This window comes from Micromonospora sp. 050-3 (genome assembly GCF_046549335.1).
Lineage (GTDB): Bacteria > Actinomycetota > Actinomycetes > Mycobacteriales > Micromonosporaceae > Micromonospora > Micromonospora trifolii.
In genome coordinates, this window is the sequence record NZ_JAJPVX010000002.1 from 466,879 (window position 1) to 484,269 (window position 17,391).

Genomic DNA, 17,391 nt, shown 5'->3' on the forward strand with positions numbered 1-17,391 from the left:
GCTCAGGCCGCCTCGGTCAGCACGACGGCGAGCCGTTCCTGTGCGGCGAGCGCCACCACCGCCGGCACATCACGGGTGAGCAGCGCCAGGTAGACGACCTTGTCGTCGTTGGCCGGGCTGACCATGTCGATGACGGTGGCCGCGAACCGGGTGCCGGCGGCGGCAGTGTCTCCGTCGGCATCGTTGTCCGGAGTGCTGACCAGCAGGACCTTGTCACCGGGGTGCAGTTCGCGGGCCGGCACCTGGGCGGTCTTCAGGCCGAGCGCGATCTGCTGCTGGCCGGGGCCGAGCAGCGGGTCGTCGGTGACCTGTCCCAGTGTGAGCAGCGTGCCCGGAAGCAGCGCGACGGCGGCCCGTTTGCCGACCACCTCGTCGAGCCGTGCGGCGGGCACCGGGCGCAACCCCTGGCCGCCGGCGACCTGCACGGTGACCAGGTCGGCTGCGCTGATCTCCCGGCCCACCTCCACCGGTCGGGCCACCGCCAGGTAGCTGCCGGTGGCCCGTACCGAGGTGACCGCGAAGGCCGCGCCCAGCCCGCCCAGGGCGATCAGGAGAACGGCGAGACCGAGCAGCCCGGGACGGACCCGGCGCTGGCGGACCACTGTGGGCGGGTTGACGGGTGCGTCCACCGACGGGGTCCCGTTGCGCGTCGCGAGGCTCATCTGGTGACCACCTGGAGTTCGTTGATCCTGATCTGCACGATGCCGCTGCTCCGGGTCTGCGGGATCACCCGCCTCGTGGAGTCGCTGTTGGTCCACCAGTTCACCGACCAGTGCGTGGTGGCGGTGACCTTGTAGGTGTCAGCCATCGGGTAGCCGTCGTCGTAGCCGCAGTCCGGGGAGGTGGCACCCGCCCGCGCGCCGGTGGCCTTGTACTCGGTGCCGGGGCCGTAGCAGGTGACCTTCTCGCCGTTGCCCATGTCCCAGACGATCCGGTCGACCTTCGCTTCGATGTAGACGGTCAAACCCCGGTCGGACTCGTCGGCGTTTATCGGGCCGAAGTAGTTCTTTCCTGCGGTTGCCCACATCCAGACGGGCAGGCCGACCAGGCCCGGGCCGATGTCCTTGCGGGGGGCGACCTTCAGGCGCGCCGGCAGCAGCTTGATCGACGCCAGGGCGCGACGGGCCAGCTCCTCCGGGTCCGGCGGCGCGCCGAAGCCGGCCGGCGGATCGGCCAGCGACACCACCTCCTGGGCACCCAGGTCGCCGCCGTTGCAGGTTTCCAGGTACCACTGGTGACCCTCGGGCGCCTCGACCTGCCCCTCGGTCAGCTTGTAGTAACACCCGTTGCCGTTGTTGAACCAGCCCAGGTCCTCGTCGTAGCAGGGGATGGTCCGCCCGTTCCACTGGCAGGCCCCGCCACCGCCACCGCCGCCGTCGTCCCCGCCCCCACCGTTGTCCCCGCCGCCCCCGGGATCACCGGGATTGCCGGGCTCGTCGTCCCAGACGCTGCAGTCGGGTTGGTCGGGTGGGCAGCCCGCTCCCGGGTCGGCCCGTAGGGCGGCGGCGGCCGGCGGGGTCGCACCGACCACCAGCAGGAGCGTGAGGCCGATCCCGGCGAGCGCCCGTCGGGTTGTCGCGGCCCCGCTCAGCACGGCTGGTCCCGGTGCGTCGCGCCGTAGTTGATCAGCCAGCGGCCGTCGGGATAGCGGGTCGCGGTGGCGGTGGAGAGGTGTCTGCCGCCTCCGCTTCCCGGGACCGAGCGCTTGTCCTTGGCGTAGACCAGTCGGTAGCCGGTCGTGTCCAGGCAGTCCTGGATCTCCACGGTGGCCGGCTTCGCGTCCAGGCTGACGGCGGTCACGGTCGGGTCGGACTTGAACGTCCCGGTACGCATGGCGCCGTGCTCCTTAGCCTCGCGAATGGACACCCGAACCCGAGTCAAAAGTGGATCACCGAGGAACCGGGACAGTTCCGGCGAACGCGGATCACTGCGCAGGCCCGCCGTACGCGAGGCCGTGAGATACCCGGAGTACGCGTCAAGTGCCGCCTTTTCGGCAGCGCGTCGGTCGACCTCGGAATCGGTCCGGGGTCCGTTGTCGCGGACTTCCGTCGGCCGTTCGACCGTTTCCCGTCCGCTGGCGCAGGCGGTGACCGGCATCGCCGCCACGCCCACCAGCAGGCAGATTGCCGCTCTTCTGAGCTGCCGTCCGCGCACCGTCGAGCCTCCTCGTGGTCGCCCGGGGCGGTGACGGTTCACCGCCGCCGGGCATGCGGAAGCGCGCCCGGATCAGCACATCCGGGGCTGTCATTGCGCTTCTGCATTCACCGATACGGATCTTTTACAAATTCGGGGTCCTGTGTCGTCCGATGGTGAAGGTGAGGCTTGCGTCACACCCAAGGGGCGAGCATAGGCTGACGCTCGCCGATGCAACAGAGGCAATTCAAGCGAACACTCAGCGTGATGACAGGTGGTGGTGGCGGGTGTCCACACTGCGCCCGGGGCAATGGGCGAGCGAACTGTCGTTATTGATGGGGCGTCGCCGGGCCGGATGGGTTCACCGGAGTCGCGTCACCGGTCGCGGGAGTGGGACATCGCGGTCTCATCCCGGCATTCGACCAACGTCGGCACCCCTTCGGCGGGTCGCCTCGTCCATCGGCACGCCTGACCCGGAAGCTGTCGAAAGCACCCGCGCAGGCTCCGGTCGGCAGGTCGCTTTCTGCGCCATCCGCTACACCCAAGCAAGAGCTCAATCACGATCCGTGTTCACCGTCGCGGGGGAGCATCTGGCCGCAATGGAGGCGACATGGCGCTGACCGGCCCTCCGGCCGCCATCCCCGGTCGGGAAGACCCACCCGATCGGAGCCCGGCACCCCCGCCGTCCGGTGCTGCGACGGATCCCGCCAGCCAGGCAACGCCCTCTCCGCCGCGCGAACGACCGGCGGGCCTCGTCTCGGCGGTGGGACGCACCCGGATCCCGACAGTATTCGCGATCCTCGCGATCAGCCCGCTGATGCGGTTGGCCGCGCTGCGCTACGCCGTACCCCCGGGTCTGCCCAGCCGGACCGGCTGCGACGCCTGCGGCGCGCCGGTCGGCCTGACCCGCTCCTGGCCGGCGCTGGGCCCGGCCGCCCGATGCGGTCAGTGCCGCGCCCGGGTCGGCCCACCGCCGGCCACCGTCGAGCTGGCGGTGCTCGCGGCGGCGGTGCTGCTGGCGTTCGCCGGTCCGACGGGCGGGGTGCTGCCGGCGCTGATCTGGTGGCTCGGCTGGACCATTCCGGCGATCCTCGTCGACCTGGCCGTGCACCGGTTGCCGGATCGGCTCACACTGCCCGCGGCGGCCGGCACCTGGCTGCTGCTCGGCGTGGCCGTGCTCGACGCCGACCCGGGGCACTGGCTGCGAGCCGTCCTCGGCGGCAGCGGGCTGGCGCTCTTCTTCGCCAGCACCGCAGTGCTGCTCGGCCGCCGCGGCTTCGGGCTGGGCGACGCCAAGTTGGCGCTCAGCGTCGGCGCGCTGCTCGGCTGGTACGGCTGGCCGGTGCTGCTGTTCGGGCTGGTGCTCACCTTCGGGCTCTCCGCGCTGGTGAGTCTGGGCCTGCTGGCCACCCGCCGCGCCAACTGGAGCACCCACCTGCCGTTCGGCCCGTTCCTGCTGCTCGGCACCACGGCCGCCCTCGTACTGGCGACCTGACCCGCCGGCTCGCCCCTGTGGTGTCGGTGGTCAGGGGCGGGAGCGGCTGGCCAGTTTGGGGACCGGGCTGTCGGGGCGGTTGGCCCGGCGGCGGAGCACCTCGCTGGTCGGGCGGGCCAGCAACGGGGTGACCACCACGGCGACCAGGGCGCCGAACAGGACACCCGCGATCACGTCGTGCGGGTAGTGCACGCCCACGAAGACCCGGGAGAAGGCACCGAGTGCGGCCAGGGGCAGCGCGACCAGGCCGAGTCGGCGGGAGAGCAGCAACGTGGTGACCGCCAGCGCGCCGGCGATGGTGGCGTGGTTGCTGGGAAACGACCAGTCGCCCGGAGGTGGGCAGGCGCCCGCGATGATCTCCCGACCGATGCTCCGGCAGGGGCGATCCTGGTCCACCACGGTCTTGAGGAACTCGCTGCCCACGTACGCCAAGAGGGCTGGCACCGGCGCGATCAGGGCGAGTGCCCGGTCGTGCGGGCCGCCGGACCGGCGGCTCAGCGCGGCCATCACCAGCAGCGCGCCGAGTAGCAGGATCACCCCCTCGGTGGCGTGTCCGACGAACCATTGCACCGGCTCTGGGCTGCCGGCGGCGGCGTCGACGACGTCGCTGTACCACTCGGCGCTGATCTCCGGAACGTCCATGCTGCCGTTGTCGGCCATGCATCACCTCACTTCACGTTCATACCCTGTTCACCTTGGGGACACCCTAGGAACGCGGCAGAGGGCATCGCTGCTGTCGAAGGTCGGACGGCCCACCCGACCTTCGTCCAGGATTCGCACAGCCGGCTCTGGTTGGCTCTTGCAGAACGTCGACATCGACAGGAGGCTTCGTGCAGACCGGTTCGGCCACCGATCAACCGCAGTCCACCGCAGCTACAGCGGACGACGAGACCTGGCGGATCCGGCGCACTGCGGCCGACGTCGACCGGCTCGGCGAAACCGAGTCGATCTTCGCGTTGGGCAACGGATGGATCGGCTGGCGCGGGGTGCTCGACGAGGGTGCCCCATGCGGAATGCCGGGCAGTTACGTCAATGGCTTCCACGAGCGGCGCGAGCTGAGCTACCCCGAGGAGGGGTACGCGTTTCCGCCGGCCAGTGACACCGTCATCAGCGCACCAAACGCCGCACTGATCCGGCTCTGGGTCGACGACGAGCCGCTGGATCTCCGAACCGGGACGCTGCGCAGCCACGAACGGGTGCTCGACCTGCGGGCCGGCGTGCTGCGCCGGGAGACCGAGTGGACTTCACCGGCCGGGCGGAGCGTACGCATCCGCAGCACCCGGTTGGTGTCCCTGCCGCGTCGCCCGGTGGCCGCCGTCCGGTACGAGGTCGAGCCGTTGGACACCGCCGTCGAGCTGCGGGTCTGCTCGGATCTGCTGGCCAACGAGAAGGTGCCGGAGCGTTCGGACGACCCTCGGGCCGCCTCGGTGCCCACCGACCCGCTGACCGCCGAGACGTACCGTGCCACCGGCCTCGACGGTGTGCTGGTGCAGCGCACCGAGCGCAGCGGCCAGCGTGTCGCGGTCGCGGTCAGTCACCTGGTGGAGGGGCCGGGCACGGTGACCACCACCGGTGACTGCACCCCGGACCGGGTGCGGCTGACCGTGACGGGTCGCCTGCGCCGGGGGGAGCAATTGCGGCTGACGAAGTTCGCCGCCTACGAGTGGGCGGCGGTCGACGCGACGCCCGCCGACGAGTTGGCCGCCCTGGTCGCCGCCGAGGCGGACGCGGCGCGCGCGGACGGGTTCGACGCCCTGCTCACCGACCAGCGCGCCGCACTGGAGGCGGCCTGGCAGGTCGCCGACGTGCAGCTCGACGGCGATCCGGAGCTTCAGCAGGCCGTTCGGTTCGCGATGTTCCACCTGATCCAGGCCGGTCGCCCGGACTCCGACCGGACCATCTCGGCCAAGGGGTTGACCGGCAACGGCTACGACGGGCACGTCCTCTGGGACACCGAAAGTTACGTCCTGCCGGTGCTCAACTACCTGGCCCCGGCGGTGGCCCGCTCGGCGTTGCGCTGGCGGCACGCCCACCTGCCCGAGGCCCGGGAACGGGCCGCCGAGCTGCGGTTGACCGGCGCGACCTTCCCGTGGCGCACCATCGGTGGTCGGGAAAGTTCCGGCTACTGGCCGGCGGGCACCGCCGCGCTGCACGTCAACGCCGACATCGCCGACGCGGTGCTGCGCTACCTGGCGGCCACCGACGACCAGGGGTTCCTGGCCGAAGCGGGGCTGGAACTGCTGGTGGAGACCGCCCGGCTCTGGCACGGCTTCGGCCACTGGTCGGGTGAGGGCGACTTCCACCTGCACGGTGTGACCGGCCCGGACGAGTACGCGGCGCTGGTCGACGACAACGTCTTCACCAACCTGATGGCGAAGCGCAATCTGCGCGGCGCCGCGGACGCCGCCGAGGGGCATCCCGAGCTGGTCGGCCGGCTCGGCGTGGACCGCGACGAGGTGGCCGGCTGGCGGGCCGCCGCCGACGCGATGGCCATCCCGTACGACAGCGAGCGTGGGGTGCACCAGCAGGCCGCCGGGTTCACCGAACAGCCCGAGTGGGACTTCGCGAACACCGGCGACGACGACTACCCGCTGCTGCTGCACTTCCCGTACCTGGAGCTGTACCGGAAGCAGGTGGTGAAGCAGGCCGATCTGGTGCTGGCCATGCAGCTCTGCCCCGGTGAGTTCACCGCCGACGAGAAGGCCCGCAACCTTGCCTACTACCAGGCCCGCACGGTCCGCGACTCGTCGCTGTCGGCGGCCCCGCAGGCCGTGCTGGCCGCCGAGGTAGGGCACCTGGATCTGGCGTACGACCTGTTCGCCGAGTCGGTCCTCCAAGACCTGGCCGACCTGGGCGACAAGACCGCCGACGGGCTGCACCTGGCCTCGCTGGCCGGCGCGTGGCTGGCGCTGGTGCAGGGCTTCGGTGGGCTGCGCGACGACCGCCGGGTGCTCTCCTTCGACCCCCGGCTGCCGCGCCGGATCGACCGGCTGGCGTTCAGCCTGCGCTGGCGCGGCCACCGGCTGCGGGTCACGTTGACTCCGGCTGAGGCCCGCTACGAGCTGCCCGACGCCGCCGGAGATGCCGAGGTCGAGCTGTGGCACCACGGCGAGTCGCTGCGGGTCACCGGCGCCGAACCGGTCACCCGGCCGATGCCGCCGGTGCCCGACCCCGGCCCGGAGCCGCCCTCCCCACCCGGCCGCCGCCCCACCCGCCGCTCAGCCGACTGAGCCCGCTGACGCCTCAGGTCGACACGGGACCGCCCGCCATCCGCTCGCGGACGGCCTCCAGCTCCTCGAAGGCGTACGCCCAGTTGTGGCACTTGAAGCTGCGTAGACCGTCGATCGCTGTGTGACAGTCGGAGCAGCGCACCCCGGCGATGGCGTCCGGGATCTCGGTGTTGACGTACTTGCGCTCACCGAGGATGACCGTGGCGATCATGGCCTTGTCGTGCAGGCCGGAGAGCGCCGACGAGACGATGTCGTACCAGGTGACCCGTCGGCGGCACTTCGGGCAGTCGGGTTCGTCGCCGCTGACCCAGAGCGGGGCGCCGATGCTGCGCGCCGGCATGCCGAGCAGTTTCTCCAGCCGCCGGACGTCCGACTCGGGGGTGGTCCAGCGGTGTCGGCCGGGCAGTGATGCGGGCGAGTCGTACACGGCGCGGAACAGGTCGTGGTCGACCTGCACGGTCTCGCGCTGAGCGGTCATCGGCGTCCCTCCTCGTTGAGTCGGTGCCCCCACCGTGGTCAGCGGTGACCATGGGCGCAGCCGGATCAACGACACGAGGGGTCAGCGGGTCGTCGCCGCGGGTGCTAGACATCGATTTCCGCTCCCGCCGTCGAAGGGATCCCGCATGACCGATCAGCCGGCACCTGACGTCACCACCAGACCCAACGTCGCCCGGATGTACGACTACTTTCTCGGCGGCAGCCACAACTTCCCGGCCGACCGGGCCGCCGCCGACCGGGTGCTGGAGATCTTTCCGGAGACCGGAATCGCCGCCCAGACCAACAGGCACTTCCTGCGCCGAGCCGTCCGGTACGCCGCCGAGCAGGGCGTACGCCAGTTCCTGGACATCGGCGCCGGGTTGCCCACCCAGGACGCCGTGCACGAGGTGGTGCGGGCCGTGGCGCCCGACGCGCGGGTGGTCTACGTCGACTACGACGAGGTGGCTGTCGGGCACGCTCGGCAGTTGCTGACTGGCGTACCCGGCACCGCTGTCGTGCAGGGCGACCTGCGACGACCGGATGAGCTGCTGGCCCACCCGGACGTGCGGGCGACCCTCGACCTGGACCAACCGGTGGCGGTGCTGCTGCTCGCGGTGCTGCACTTCGTGCCGGACCACGACGACCCGTGGGCGGCGGTCGCCCGGCTGCGCGACGCCACCGCGGCCGGCAGTCACCTGGTGCTGTCCCATCTGACGTTGGACGGCATCCCGCCGGAGTTGGCCGAGCGTGGCCAGGCCGTCTACCGCAACAGCAGCGCCCCACTGGTGCCCCGCACGCGCGCCGAGACGGCACGCTTCTTCGCCGGGTACGACCTGGTGGAACCCGGCCTGGTCGCCACCACCCGGTGGCGACCTGACGGCGAGCCGGAGACCGTGGACGCCCACGGGTATGCGGGGGTCGGCGTCCGCCGCTGACTCCGCTTTCGCCTCCAGCGGCCGGCCTCGGGTGGTACGACGGACGCAGGGCGTGCGCCAGCGGGAGGAGCGCCGATGGCGAGCAGACCCGAACGGCTGTTGCGGGGAAGTGACTCGCCGCTGAGCGCCTCGTTCCTGGAGCTGTTCTTCGATCTGGCGTTCGTGCTCGCCCTGAGCCAGTTGGCCGCCCACCTGCTGCACGACCTCAGTCTGGGCGGCGCGCTGCACACCGCAGTGCTGTTGGCCGGGGTCTGGTGGATCTGGGTGACCACCACCTGGTTCGCCGACTGGTACGCCCCGGAGAGCCCGGCCGTGCGGTGGCTGCTGGTCGGCTCCGCGCTGGGCAGCCTGCTGGCCGGGGTGGCGATCCCGCAGGCGTTGGACGGGCGGGGCCTGCTCTTCGCCGGCGCGTACGTCTCGGTGCACATCGCCCGAGGCGTGGTCACCGCCCTGGCGCTACGCGGCCACCCGCGGCAGAGCCGGGCGTTGCGCATCCTCTGCTGGTTCAGCGTGTCGGCCGTACCGTGGTTGGCCGGTGGGTTTCTGCCGGAGTGGCGGGTGCCGCTCTGGCTGCTCGCCCTCGCCATCGATCTCACCGGCCCACGACTCGGTTGGCCCACTCCACTGATGGGCCGGACCGGGCAGCAGGAACTGCATCTTGCCGGTGAACACTTCGCCGAGCGGTACCAACAGATCATGATCATTGCGCTCGGCGAGCTCGTCCTGGTGGCCGGCCTCTCGTACGCCCAAAGCGACCTCGCCCTCCCGCAGACCGCCGCGTTCCTGCTGGTCTTCGCCGCCGCGGTGCTGATCGGTCTGCTCTACGTCACGCCCGCCGGTCAGCGCCTCGGCCAGGCCATCGAGCACGCCGACCCGTCCCGACTCGGGGTCGTCACCGGGTACCTGCACCTGGTGATGATCGCCGGGCTGGTGGTCACCGCCGTCGGCGCCGAGCTGAGCATCGCCCACCCCCTGCGGATCGGTGACACGACAGCGGTCCTGGTCATCCTGAGCGGCCCGATGCTGTTCCTCGTCGGGCGGATCCTCTTCTCGGCGGCGATCCACCGGCGACTCTCCTGGCCCCGGGTCGCCGCCCTCGTCGTGCTGGCCGGTGCGGCGGCTGTCGTGCGGCTGCCGCTGTTGGCGGTCAGCGCGGTCGCCACCGGGGTGGTGCTCGTGGTGGTCGTCCTGGACCACGCCGGCATCGGCTCCTACCGCCGCCGATCTGGCGCGTAGCCGATAAGCCTGACTAAAGTCAGGTATATGGACCTGGCTCTCATCGCCGCTGTACGGCGGTTCAACCGGACGGTGACCCAACGGGTGGGCGCGCTCGACGACGAGTACATGGCCCAGGGGCGACCGCTGGGGCAGGCGCGGCTGCTCTGGGAGATCGGCCCCGGCGGTGCCGAGGTCGCCGCGCTACGGGCCCGGCTCGGCCTGGACTCCGGACACCTCAGCCGACTCCTACGCACCCTGGAAAACGACGGCCTCATCGCCGTCGGACCTGCGGACCAGACCGGCACCGACGGCCGGGTACGCGTCGCCACGCTCACTGACGCCGGCCGGGCCCAGTGGGCCGACCTCGACAAGCGGTCGGACGATCTCGCCGCCTCGATCCTCGAACCGCTCACCGAACACCGTCGCGAACGACTCGTCGCCGCCATGGCCGAGGTCGAACGGCTGCTCATGGGCTCGATGGTCGTCATCGAGCCGTGCCCGCCGAGCGACCCGCGAGCCCGTGCGTGCCTGCGGGCCTACGTCCGCGACATCGCACGACGATTCGACGGCGGGTTCGACCCCGAACTGAGCAAACCGCTCCCCGACGAAGCGCTCGTCCCGCCCAACGGGGTGCTCCTGCTCGCCACCCTCAACAGCGAACCGATCGGCTGTGGCGCCGTCAAACTCCATCCCGACGCGTCCGCCGAGATCAAACGCGTGTGGGTGGCCGACACCGTACGTGGGCTCGGCGTCGGGCGGCGGCTGCTGGGCGAGCTGGAATGGTACGCCGCCGAGCGGGGTGCGACAGCGGTCCGGCTGGACACCAACCGCAACCTCACCGAGGCGATCGCCCTGTACCGGGCGACCGGTTACCGGGAGGTCGAGGCGTACAACACCGAGCACTACGCCCACCACTGGTTCGAGAAGCAGTTGGGGCACTGACGGCCCCAACCGTCCGGTGATCGGGCGTCGCGTCGCGGCGGCTACAGCCGCTCGAAGCTCTCCATGCCGGCGAGCTTCAGCACCTCGGTCCGGGTCGCCGGGCATTCCTTGCGGGTCTGGTCGTCGATGTCGCGGCCGTTGGGCACGGGGCCCTGCTTCTCGTACCAGGAATAGAGGTTCACTGTGAGGTTGGCCATCGCGCCCGTCTCGGACCCGATCCCCTTGAGCGTCGGCACCTGGCCGTCCAGGTAGGCGCACACTTCCTTCGCCGACACCGGGGAGCCGTCGGCCGGAGCGGATGCGGCCGCGCTGGTTGATCCTGTCGTCTCTGGCGCCGCAGCGTGCTCGGGTGCGTCGGCCTCGGTGCACGCCGTCAGGGCGATCACGAGGCAGAGGGCTGGTGCGAGCGGTCGGAACGTCCTCATTGGATGTTGTCCTCACGGGGTTCGTGGTGGGTAGGGGTTCCGGCGGCGTGCGCGGTGACGAGCCAGAGGCCGGTGGGCAGCCGGTAGCCGACGCCAGGCTCACGGAACCGGCCGAGCAGCCTGGCGCACCCCGCTCGGGCCGAAGCCTGACCAGCCGGCGGAGCCGCCCGGTACGCGGCACCGGCCGGGCCGACCTCGATGAGCCATTCGGCCACCGCGTCGGCGTCGTCCGGACTGTCCAGGACGACATCGCACTGTGTGATCGTGACGGCGGTGAAGCCGGCGCTGGTGAGGATCCGGACGAGCCGCGCCGGGTCGGCGAACGCGAACGGACCGGGCTCGTCACCGACCGGGAGCGGTGGCAACGGTCCGAGATGCGGTGCGGCGCCGAGCATCGCCGCGGACAGCCACGGGTTGACGCCGCTGTCGCGGAAGACGGTCGCGGCGAGGCGCCCTCCCGGGCGCAGTGATCGCCGGATCGTGCGGCAGCCGGCAACCGGGTCCGTCAACAGCATCAGGGTCATTCGTGAGAACGCCGCGTCGAACGGGGCACCCGGCACGACGTCGAGAGTCTCGATGTCGGCCACGTGGAACTGGATGCCCGGGTGCCCGTCGGTGAGGAACCGGCGTCGAGCGGCGGTCACCATCGCCCTGTCGATGTCGACACCGATCGCCGCGCCGGTCTCGCCGACTGCGGCGGCGATCTCGGCCGTGGTGCCGCCGCAGCCGCAGCCCACGTCGAGGATTCGCTCGGCGGGTCGTGCGGCCAATCGATCCATGGCCGCTGCGCCCAGCGGTCGACCGGTCTCGTCCTGCCGATCGGCGTGGCGAATCCAGCCCGCTGCCGCTCCCGCCCAGAAGGCGGCGCTGCGGGCCCGCAGGCTGGCGGCGTCGGCCATCAGAACGGCATCTCGGCGCCGTCGACGCTCATCGAACGGAAGTGAGCCGCCTTCGTCGGGTCGAAGCCGTCCTCCTGTGCCGCCAAGCCAGCAGCCCGGACCAGCCGTTCGGACTGGAACCGGCGGAATGCCGCTTCGTCCTGCCAGATGTTGATGATTCGCCAGCCGTCCTCCGTCGGCCCCGCGACATGGGCGAGGAGGCCCGGCGGTCGGTCCGGTCCGAGGTGCCGTTCCACCTGCCGGTATTCCGCCTCGCTGACGCCGGGCATCTCCTGCAACACACCGAACGGCATGGCCGCCACCTCTCGATAGAGTGAGCCTCTATCCAATAGAGCACTACACTGGAGAGGTGGTTGTCAAGAGACGTTATGACTCTTCCCGCCGACAGGAGCAGGCCCGACAGACCCGGCGAGCAATCCTGGAAGCGGCTGGCCGGCTGTTCGTCGACCCGGGCTACGCGGCCACACCGCTGACCGCTGTCGCCGTGGAAGCCGGCGTCGCGGTCCAGACCCTGTATGCGGTGTTCGGCAGCAAGCGGCAACTGCTCTCCCAGTTGGTCGACGTCACACTGGCCGGCGACGATGAACCGGTGGCCCTGCCGGATCGGCCCTTCGTCGCCGAGATCCGCGCACTCACCGACCCCCAGGCCAAGCTCGCCCGCTACGCCCGCCACCTGGCCGAGGTCAACGCCCGGCAGGCCCAGGTGATGCTCGCGCTGGCCGGCGCGGCCACGGCCGACCCAGACGTCGCCGAGATCTGGCGCAAGAACGTCGACGACCGCCGCCGCGGCATGGGCATGTTCGCCGCCGAACTCGTCGGCACTGGAGGCGTACGCCCCGACCTGGGCGTGGATCAGGTGGCCGACATCCTCTGGTTGGCCCAGGACGTCCGCAACTTCGACTGGCTCGTCCGGCAACGCGGATGGGCGATCGAGCAGTACCAGCAGTGGTATGTGGACACCGTCAGCGGCGCGATCATCGCCCGCGCCGAGTAACGCGGCGGGCTATTCGACGGAGTGGAGACCCTGCGCGATGCCGGCGAAGGATCGAATGAGTTCCGTCTCGCTGCCCTTACGCCAGATGAGCCCCCACCGGCCCGGCGGGGCGTCGTGGATGGGCACGTAGGCGATGTCCGGCCGCGCGTAGTAGCGGGCGGCCTGGGCGTGCACCGGCGAGACGGCTTCGCCCGTGACGAGAATCGGGATCATCTCCTGGAAGTTGGAGACCGACGGGCCGATCGGGATCAACCGTCCGCTGGGTGTGCGTACGGGCACCAGAATCTCCCGCCAGTAGTCCGGCCGCGCCCCGCCCATGACCGTCTCGTCCGCCAGGTCCTCGTAGGAGACCGATTCCCGGCCGGCCAGCCGGTGGGTTACCCCGACGGCCAACACGATGGGTTCGGTGTAGATCACCGGGCCGACGGTGAGGTCCGGCTCCTTGACGGGCAGCCACACGATCTGCACGTCGATGTCGCCGGCGCGCAGTTGACCGAAAGGGTCGCCGAAGTTGACATGCCGGAGCTGCACCTCGCACTCGGGGTGATCCTTCGCGAACCCGTCGAACAACTCGCGGAAATCGTGGAGGTTGACGGCGATCGACCCGATCCGCAGCACCCCGGTCTTGCCGCGGGCGGCGAGCCTGGCCCGGTCCATGCCCTCGTGCAGACCTCGGTACATGGGCTGGATGTCGTCGAAGAGCCGTTGGCCGATCGGTGTGAGAGCCACCTGCCTGTTGTTCCGCTCGAACAACGCAGCGCCGATCCGACGTTCCTGCTTCTTGATCGCCTGGCTGACCCGGGCCTGGGTCACGTGCAGCCGCTCGGCGGTGCGGGTGAAGTGCAGTTCCTCCGCCAGGGTCAGAAAGATCTCGAGGTCGCGGAGTTCCATGTGCTGTTCCCGATCCACGCATTAGCGAAGGGTTATGGCACGTTACCAGTTGTGATCTTGTAGCTCGGTGCCTCGCCCGGCAGGCTGGTGGACGTCGCCGCTGAACAGCATCCGGCAGCCTGAACGAGGAGATCGTCGTGCGCAAGCTCGTGTATTACATCGCCGCCACCCTGGACGGCTTCATCGCCGGTCCCGACGGCGCCGACCCCACCGGCCCCGACGGCTTCTGGCCCATCCCGGACGACTACCTGCACCACCTCGTCAGCGAATATCCGGAGACCCTCCCCGGCCCGGCCCGGCAGGCGTTCGGCATCACCGACCAGGGCAGCCGGTTCGACACAGTGCTGGAAGGGCGTCACTCCTACGAGGTGGGCCTGAAGGCCGGCGTGACCGACGCCTACCCGCACCTGCGCCACCTGGTGTTCTCGCGCACGCTGGGCAACAGCCCGGACCCGGCCGTCGAGGTCATCGGCCAAGACCCAATTGCCACCGTACGAGAGCTGAAGCGGCACGACGGCAAGGACGTCTGGGTGATCGGCGGCGGCGCGCTGGCCGGTGCCCTCTATCCCGAGATCGACCAGCTGATCATCAAGCTTGCCCCGTTGACCATTGGCGCCGGCATCCCGCTCTTCGGCCGCGACGCCGTCTTCGCACCACGCACCTGGCGCCTGACCGACCACACCGTTCTGGACAGCGGCGCCCTCTTCCTCACCTACAGGCGCACACAGACCGGAAACGAGTCCGCATGAGCACGTCCCAGCACGACGTCACGATCCGTCCCATCACCGGGCCGGACGAGATCGCCCTGTTCAACCGCCTGCCGTACACCATCAACCACGAGCTCGACGACGACCTTGCCGACAAGCGCCGCCGACCGGAGTGGATGTGGGTGGCAGTGCGCGGCGACCGCCTGCTGGCCAGGGTCGCCTGGTGGGGCCGTGGCGACGACACAAACCCGCTGCTGCTGGACATCCTCGACGTCGACGACGGCACCGAAGACCTGACCGAGGTGGCACAGGCGTTGTACGAAGCCGCCGCGAAGCAGGTTCTGGCACCCGGCGCGGTCCCTCCCGAATACGGCCGCTTCATCCCTGCGGACTGGCGTGACAACCCGGACTCGTACCGGGCGGTGCGTACCAGGATGGGCGTCCTCGAGAGCACCGGCGCCCGCCTGACTGTCGAACGCCTGCGCCTGGAGTGGCGCCCCGCAGCCGGCCTGCCCACGCCCGACCAGCGGCTGGCCTTCCGCCCGGCCCTGGACACCGACGAGCTGGTCGCGCTGATGACCCGCGCACTGGACGGGACCCTGGACGCGCACAGCCGTACCGACCTGGCACAGATGTCGCCCCACGAGGCCGCGCTCAAGCACTACGAGCAGGAACTCGCCACGTACTCCAGCCCTCGGGAGTGGTGGCGCATCGGCACGTTGGGCGAGAACGGCGAACCCGTCGGGTTCGTCGTCCCGGCCCGCAACGCCTACCACCCGGTGATCGCCTACCTCGGCGTCGTCCCCGAACACCGGGGCCACGGGTACGTCGACGGCCTTCTCGCCGAAGGCACCCGAACCCTGGCCGCCGAGGACGTCCCACGCATCCGCGCGGCCACCGACCTGGGCAACGTACCCATGGCAAAGGCCTTCGCCCGCGCCGGTTACGTCAATTTCGAGCGTGCCATCAACATGGCCTGGCGCTGACGGGCGGCGTGCCGTAGGGGAGCGTTTCGTGCTGGGCCGCTGGTGCCCGATCGGCACCAGCGGCCCGTCCGCCACGAACTGGGCGTCGACGTGCGATCAGCCCTTGACCGCCCCCGCGGTGAGCCCTTCGGTCAGGAAGCGCTGCCCGAGGGCATACATGATCACCACGGGGATGCTGACGAGCAGCGACGCCGCGGCGAGTTGCCCTTGCGGCACGACGTCTCCGGCGATCATCGATTGCATCCCCACCGGGAGGGTCTTGTACTCGTCCTTCGTGATGAACACGAAGGCGAAGAGGAACTCGTTCCAGGCGTTCGTCAGGGTGAAGAGCGCGACCGCCAGCAGCCCTGGCTTGGCGAGGGGCAGCACCACCCGGCCGAACGCCTGGATGCGGCTGCAGCCGTCGACCAGCGCGGCCTCCTCCAACTCGATGGGAATCGACGAGAAGTACCCCACCAGCAGCCAGGTGGCGAACGGCAGCGTGAAGGTCGGGTACGTCACCACCAGGGACCACAACGAGTCGGTGAGCCGGGCGCCGATGAGCATCTGGTACAGCGGGATGAACAGCAGCGCTCCCGGCATCACGTAGGTGAGCAGCACCGTGACGGTGAAGCCCTGCGCCCCGCGGAACCGCAGCCGGGCCAGCGCGTACCCCGCCAGAGCGGCGCAGACCAGTGCCACAGCTGTCGACGCCGCGGACACCAGCAGGGTGTTGAGGTACCAGCGGCCGAACGGCTGGTTGTCAAACAGGGCGCCGAACTGCTCAAGCGTCCACGGCGTCGGCCACAGGTCGTCGGTACGCATGACGACCTGGCCCTCGGACTTGAAGGCCGTGACGGCGATCCAGTACAGCGGGGACAGCACGAAGAAGAGCAACCCGGCCAGCGCGGCCCAGGAACCCAGGCCCGACACCACTGACGACGACCGGCGACCGCCTCGGGATTGGAGGGTCGAGACCACCCGGCCGACCGCCGCAGCGATCAGCAGGATCACACCGAGGACCACCGCCGCCTTCCAGAATATCTGCGGTGATGCCCAGGCCAGCAGGCCGGTGACCAGCGCGGCGACGACCCACGGCAGGGCCTTCCGCGCCGTTCCGGCCCACCGCAGGGTCTCGATCCACCGCGCTCTTCGGCGTCGCCGGGGCAGTTTGATGTTGGTGTCCTGGCGCAACAGCCGGACCAGGACGAACACCAGCCCGCCGATGATCGGCAGCATGACGAGCGTGACCGCCGCGCCCGCGCCGTACTGGAGTTGCAGGATCGCCTTGGAGTAGGCGATGAGCACGTACGGCGCTGTCACGTCGCCCGGGCCGCCCTGCGTCAGCAACCAGACGAGGTCGAAGTTGTTGAACGTCCAGATCGACGACAGGGTCACCGTCACGGTGATCACGTGGCGCAGTCCGGGCAGAGTCACGTTTCTGAACCGCTGCCACGCCGAGGCGCCGTCGATGGTCGCCGCCTCGTAGAGGTCCGCCGGGATGGCCTTCAACCCCGCCAGGAAACAGACGGTGAAGAACGGCACTCCCTTCCAGACGTTGACGAGGATCACCGACGGCATGGCCAGCGACGGGTCGGACAGCCAGCCCGCTGGCCAGCTGTCGACCAGGTGCGCGCTGGCCAGCAGCGGCCCGATCCCGGTAGCGGTGAGCAGCGTGTTGACGCTGCCGAAGATCGGGTCGAGCAGCGCGCGCCAGCTGAACGCCGTCACCACCGTCGGCACCACCCACGGCACCAGGAGCAACCCGGCGAGCACGGCCCGCCCGCGGCGGCGATGGTGCAGCAGCAGGGCCGCGGCCAACCCCAGCACGACCTTGAAAACCTCGGCGTACGCGGTGAAGACGAACGAGTTCACCACGCCCGTGTGGAACTGATCGTCGCTGACGAGCGCGAGATAGTTGTCCAGGCCGACGAACACGCTGTCCTGCCCGTGCCGTTCCGTGGTGCTGGTGATGATCGACCGGGCGATCGGCACGAGAACGAGCCCGCCGACCAGCACGGCCATCGGTGCCAGGAACAGTGCCGCCAACCGCCAGTCACGACCCAGCCGCCGCTGGACC

At 70.4% G+C, this 17,391-nt stretch carries 18 protein-coding genes; 8 read left to right on the plus strand and 10 right to left on the minus strand.

The features are described from left to right. Positions 1 to 2 precede the first annotated feature (2 nt). Genes ACLJOK_RS17145 through ACLJOK_RS17155 form a run of 3 tightly spaced genes read right to left on the minus strand, consistent with a single transcriptional unit; the run spans position 3 to position 2,097 of the window. A complete protein-coding gene (locus ACLJOK_RS17145; protein WP_410819815.1) occupies positions 3 to 662 on the minus strand; it encodes an SAF domain-containing protein in 660 nt (219 codons plus the stop codon). Further along, positions 659 to 1,594: a hypothetical protein gene (locus ACLJOK_RS17150; RefSeq protein WP_410819816.1), complete on the minus strand. Its 936-nt coding sequence runs from the start codon at positions 1,592 to 1,594 to the stop codon at positions 659 to 661. The genes ACLJOK_RS17145 and ACLJOK_RS17150 overlap by 4 nt, the downstream gene beginning before the upstream one ends. Beyond that, positions 1,588 to 2,097: a hypothetical protein gene (locus tag ACLJOK_RS17155; RefSeq protein ID WP_410821519.1), complete on the minus strand. Its 510-nt coding sequence runs from the start codon at positions 2,095 to 2,097 to the stop codon at positions 1,588 to 1,590. The genes ACLJOK_RS17150 and ACLJOK_RS17155 overlap by 7 nt, the downstream gene beginning before the upstream one ends. Positions 2,098 to 2,896: 799 nt before the next feature. Between ACLJOK_RS17155 and ACLJOK_RS17160 the strand changes: the two genes are divergently transcribed. Further along, on the plus strand, positions 2,897 to 3,628 hold the full coding sequence (locus ACLJOK_RS17160; protein ID WP_410819817.1) for a prepilin peptidase: 732 nt from the start codon (positions 2,897 to 2,899) through the stop codon (positions 3,626 to 3,628). Between the two features lie 30 nt (positions 3,629 to 3,658). Here ACLJOK_RS17160 and ACLJOK_RS17165 read toward each other — a convergent pair whose 3' ends face one another. Next, positions 3,659 to 4,288, minus strand: a complete 630-nt coding sequence (locus ACLJOK_RS17165) for a phosphatase PAP2 family protein (RefSeq protein ID WP_410819818.1) — start codon at positions 4,286 to 4,288, stop codon at positions 3,659 to 3,661. 170 nt (positions 4,289 to 4,458) lie between these two features. On the opposite strand from ACLJOK_RS17165, the gene ACLJOK_RS17170 reads away from it, so the two are divergent. Next, the gene (locus ACLJOK_RS17170) at positions 4,459 to 6,858 is read left to right on the plus strand and encodes a glycoside hydrolase family 65 protein (protein WP_410819819.1); all 2,400 of its coding nucleotides are present in this window, start codon (positions 4,459 to 4,461) and stop codon (positions 6,856 to 6,858) included. A gap of 13 nt (positions 6,859 to 6,871) precedes the next feature. Here the strand turns inward: ACLJOK_RS17170 and ACLJOK_RS17175 are convergent, their stop codons facing one another. Beyond that, on the minus strand, positions 6,872 to 7,336 hold the full coding sequence (locus ACLJOK_RS17175) for a hypothetical protein (RefSeq protein ID WP_410819820.1): 465 nt from the start codon (positions 7,334 to 7,336) through the stop codon (positions 6,872 to 6,874). Positions 7,337 to 7,481: 145 nt separating this feature from the next. Between ACLJOK_RS17175 and ACLJOK_RS17180 the strand changes: the two genes are divergently transcribed. From ACLJOK_RS17180 to ACLJOK_RS17190, 3 genes are all read left to right on the plus strand, one after another. Further along, positions 7,482 to 8,270 carry an SAM-dependent methyltransferase gene (locus ACLJOK_RS17180; RefSeq protein ID WP_410819821.1) on the plus strand — a complete coding sequence of 263 codons (789 nt, stop codon included), beginning with the start codon at positions 7,482 to 7,484 and terminating at the stop codon, positions 8,268 to 8,270. 75 nt (positions 8,271 to 8,345) lie between these two features. Beyond that, positions 8,346 to 9,506, plus strand: a complete 1,161-nt coding sequence (locus ACLJOK_RS17185) for a low temperature requirement protein A (RefSeq protein ID WP_410819822.1) — start codon at positions 8,346 to 8,348, stop codon at positions 9,504 to 9,506. A 27-nt stretch (positions 9,507 to 9,533) separates the two neighbouring features. Next, positions 9,534 to 10,430, plus strand: coding sequence for a GNAT family N-acetyltransferase (locus ACLJOK_RS17190; RefSeq protein ID WP_410819823.1), 897 nt, complete (start codon positions 9,534 to 9,536; stop codon positions 10,428 to 10,430). Between the two features lie 41 nt (positions 10,431 to 10,471). On the opposite strand, the gene ACLJOK_RS17195 is transcribed toward ACLJOK_RS17190, so the two are convergent. The 3 genes from ACLJOK_RS17195 to ACLJOK_RS17205 are packed head-to-tail and all read right to left on the minus strand — an operon-like array spanning position 10,472 to position 12,047. After that, on the minus strand, positions 10,472 to 10,855 hold the full coding sequence (locus tag ACLJOK_RS17195) for a hypothetical protein (RefSeq protein ID WP_410819824.1): 384 nt from the start codon (positions 10,853 to 10,855) through the stop codon (positions 10,472 to 10,474). Next, on the minus strand, positions 10,852 to 11,754 hold the full coding sequence (locus tag ACLJOK_RS17200) for a class I SAM-dependent methyltransferase (protein WP_410819825.1): 903 nt from the start codon (positions 11,752 to 11,754) through the stop codon (positions 10,852 to 10,854). Before ACLJOK_RS17200 ends, ACLJOK_RS17195 begins: the two co-directional genes overlap by 4 nt. Further along, positions 11,754 to 12,047, minus strand: a complete 294-nt coding sequence (locus ACLJOK_RS17205; RefSeq protein WP_112624669.1) for a hypothetical protein — start codon at positions 12,045 to 12,047, stop codon at positions 11,754 to 11,756. Before ACLJOK_RS17205 ends, ACLJOK_RS17200 begins: the two co-directional genes overlap by 1 nt. Before the next feature lie 56 nt (positions 12,048 to 12,103). On the opposite strand from ACLJOK_RS17205, the gene ACLJOK_RS17210 reads away from it, so the two are divergent. Next, a complete protein-coding gene (locus tag ACLJOK_RS17210; RefSeq protein ID WP_410819826.1) occupies positions 12,104 to 12,748 on the plus strand; it encodes a TetR/AcrR family transcriptional regulator in 645 nt (214 codons plus the stop codon). Positions 12,749 to 12,757: 9 nt separating this feature from the next. Here ACLJOK_RS17210 and ACLJOK_RS17215 read toward each other — a convergent pair whose 3' ends face one another. After that, entirely contained in the window at positions 12,758 to 13,639 is an 882-nt protein-coding gene (locus ACLJOK_RS17215; protein ID WP_410819827.1) for a LysR family transcriptional regulator, read from the minus strand. A 137-nt stretch (positions 13,640 to 13,776) separates the two neighbouring features. Between ACLJOK_RS17215 and ACLJOK_RS17220 the strand changes: the two genes are divergently transcribed. After that, positions 13,777 to 14,388: a dihydrofolate reductase family protein gene (locus ACLJOK_RS17220; RefSeq protein ID WP_410819828.1), complete on the plus strand. Its 612-nt coding sequence runs from the start codon at positions 13,777 to 13,779 to the stop codon at positions 14,386 to 14,388. Beyond that, the gene (locus tag ACLJOK_RS17225; RefSeq protein WP_410819829.1) at positions 14,385 to 15,332 is read left to right on the plus strand and encodes a GNAT family N-acetyltransferase; all 948 of its coding nucleotides are present in this window, start codon (positions 14,385 to 14,387) and stop codon (positions 15,330 to 15,332) included. The genes ACLJOK_RS17220 and ACLJOK_RS17225 overlap by 4 nt, the downstream gene beginning before the upstream one ends. A 96-nt stretch (positions 15,333 to 15,428) precedes the next feature. Here the strand turns inward: ACLJOK_RS17225 and ACLJOK_RS17230 are convergent, their stop codons facing one another. After that, a complete protein-coding gene (locus ACLJOK_RS17230) occupies positions 15,429 to 17,360 on the minus strand; it encodes an ABC transporter permease subunit (protein WP_410819830.1) in 1,932 nt (643 codons plus the stop codon). Between the last annotated feature and the right edge of the window lie 31 nt (positions 17,361 to 17,391).

Bases quoted from the DNA above. Each gene is read 5' to 3' on its own strand.
- ACLJOK_RS17145 (WP_410819815.1), bottom strand. From the start codon at position 662: ATGAGCCTCGCGACGCGCAACGGGACCCCGTCGGTGGACGCACCCGTC.
- ACLJOK_RS17155 (WP_410821519.1), bottom strand. From the start codon at position 2,097: ATGCCGGTCACCGCCTGCGCCAGCGGACGGGAAACGGTCGAACGGCCG.
- ACLJOK_RS17165 (WP_410819818.1), bottom strand. From the start codon at position 4,288: ATGGCCGACAACGGCAGCATGGACGTTCCGGAGATCAGCGCCGAGTGG.
- ACLJOK_RS17175 (WP_410819820.1), bottom strand. From the start codon at position 7,336: ATGACCGCTCAGCGCGAGACCGTGCAGGTCGACCACGACCTGTTCCGC.
- ACLJOK_RS17180 (WP_410819821.1), top strand. From the start codon at position 7,482: ATGACCGATCAGCCGGCACCTGACGTCACCACCAGACCCAACGTCGCC.
- ACLJOK_RS17185 (WP_410819822.1), top strand. From the start codon at position 8,346: ATGGCGAGCAGACCCGAACGGCTGTTGCGGGGAAGTGACTCGCCGCTG.
- ACLJOK_RS17190 (WP_410819823.1), top strand. From the start codon at position 9,534: ATGGACCTGGCTCTCATCGCCGCTGTACGGCGGTTCAACCGGACGGTG.
- ACLJOK_RS17195 (WP_410819824.1), bottom strand. From the start codon at position 10,855: ATGAGGACGTTCCGACCGCTCGCACCAGCCCTCTGCCTCGTGATCGCC.
- ACLJOK_RS17200 (WP_410819825.1), bottom strand. From the start codon at position 11,754: ATGGCCGACGCCGCCAGCCTGCGGGCCCGCAGCGCCGCCTTCTGGGCG.
- ACLJOK_RS17205 (WP_112624669.1), bottom strand. From the start codon at position 12,047: ATGCCGTTCGGTGTGTTGCAGGAGATGCCCGGCGTCAGCGAGGCGGAA.
- ACLJOK_RS17215 (WP_410819827.1), bottom strand. From the start codon at position 13,639: ATGGAACTCCGCGACCTCGAGATCTTTCTGACCCTGGCGGAGGAACTG.
- ACLJOK_RS17225 (WP_410819829.1), top strand. From the start codon at position 14,385: ATGAGCACGTCCCAGCACGACGTCACGATCCGTCCCATCACCGGGCCG.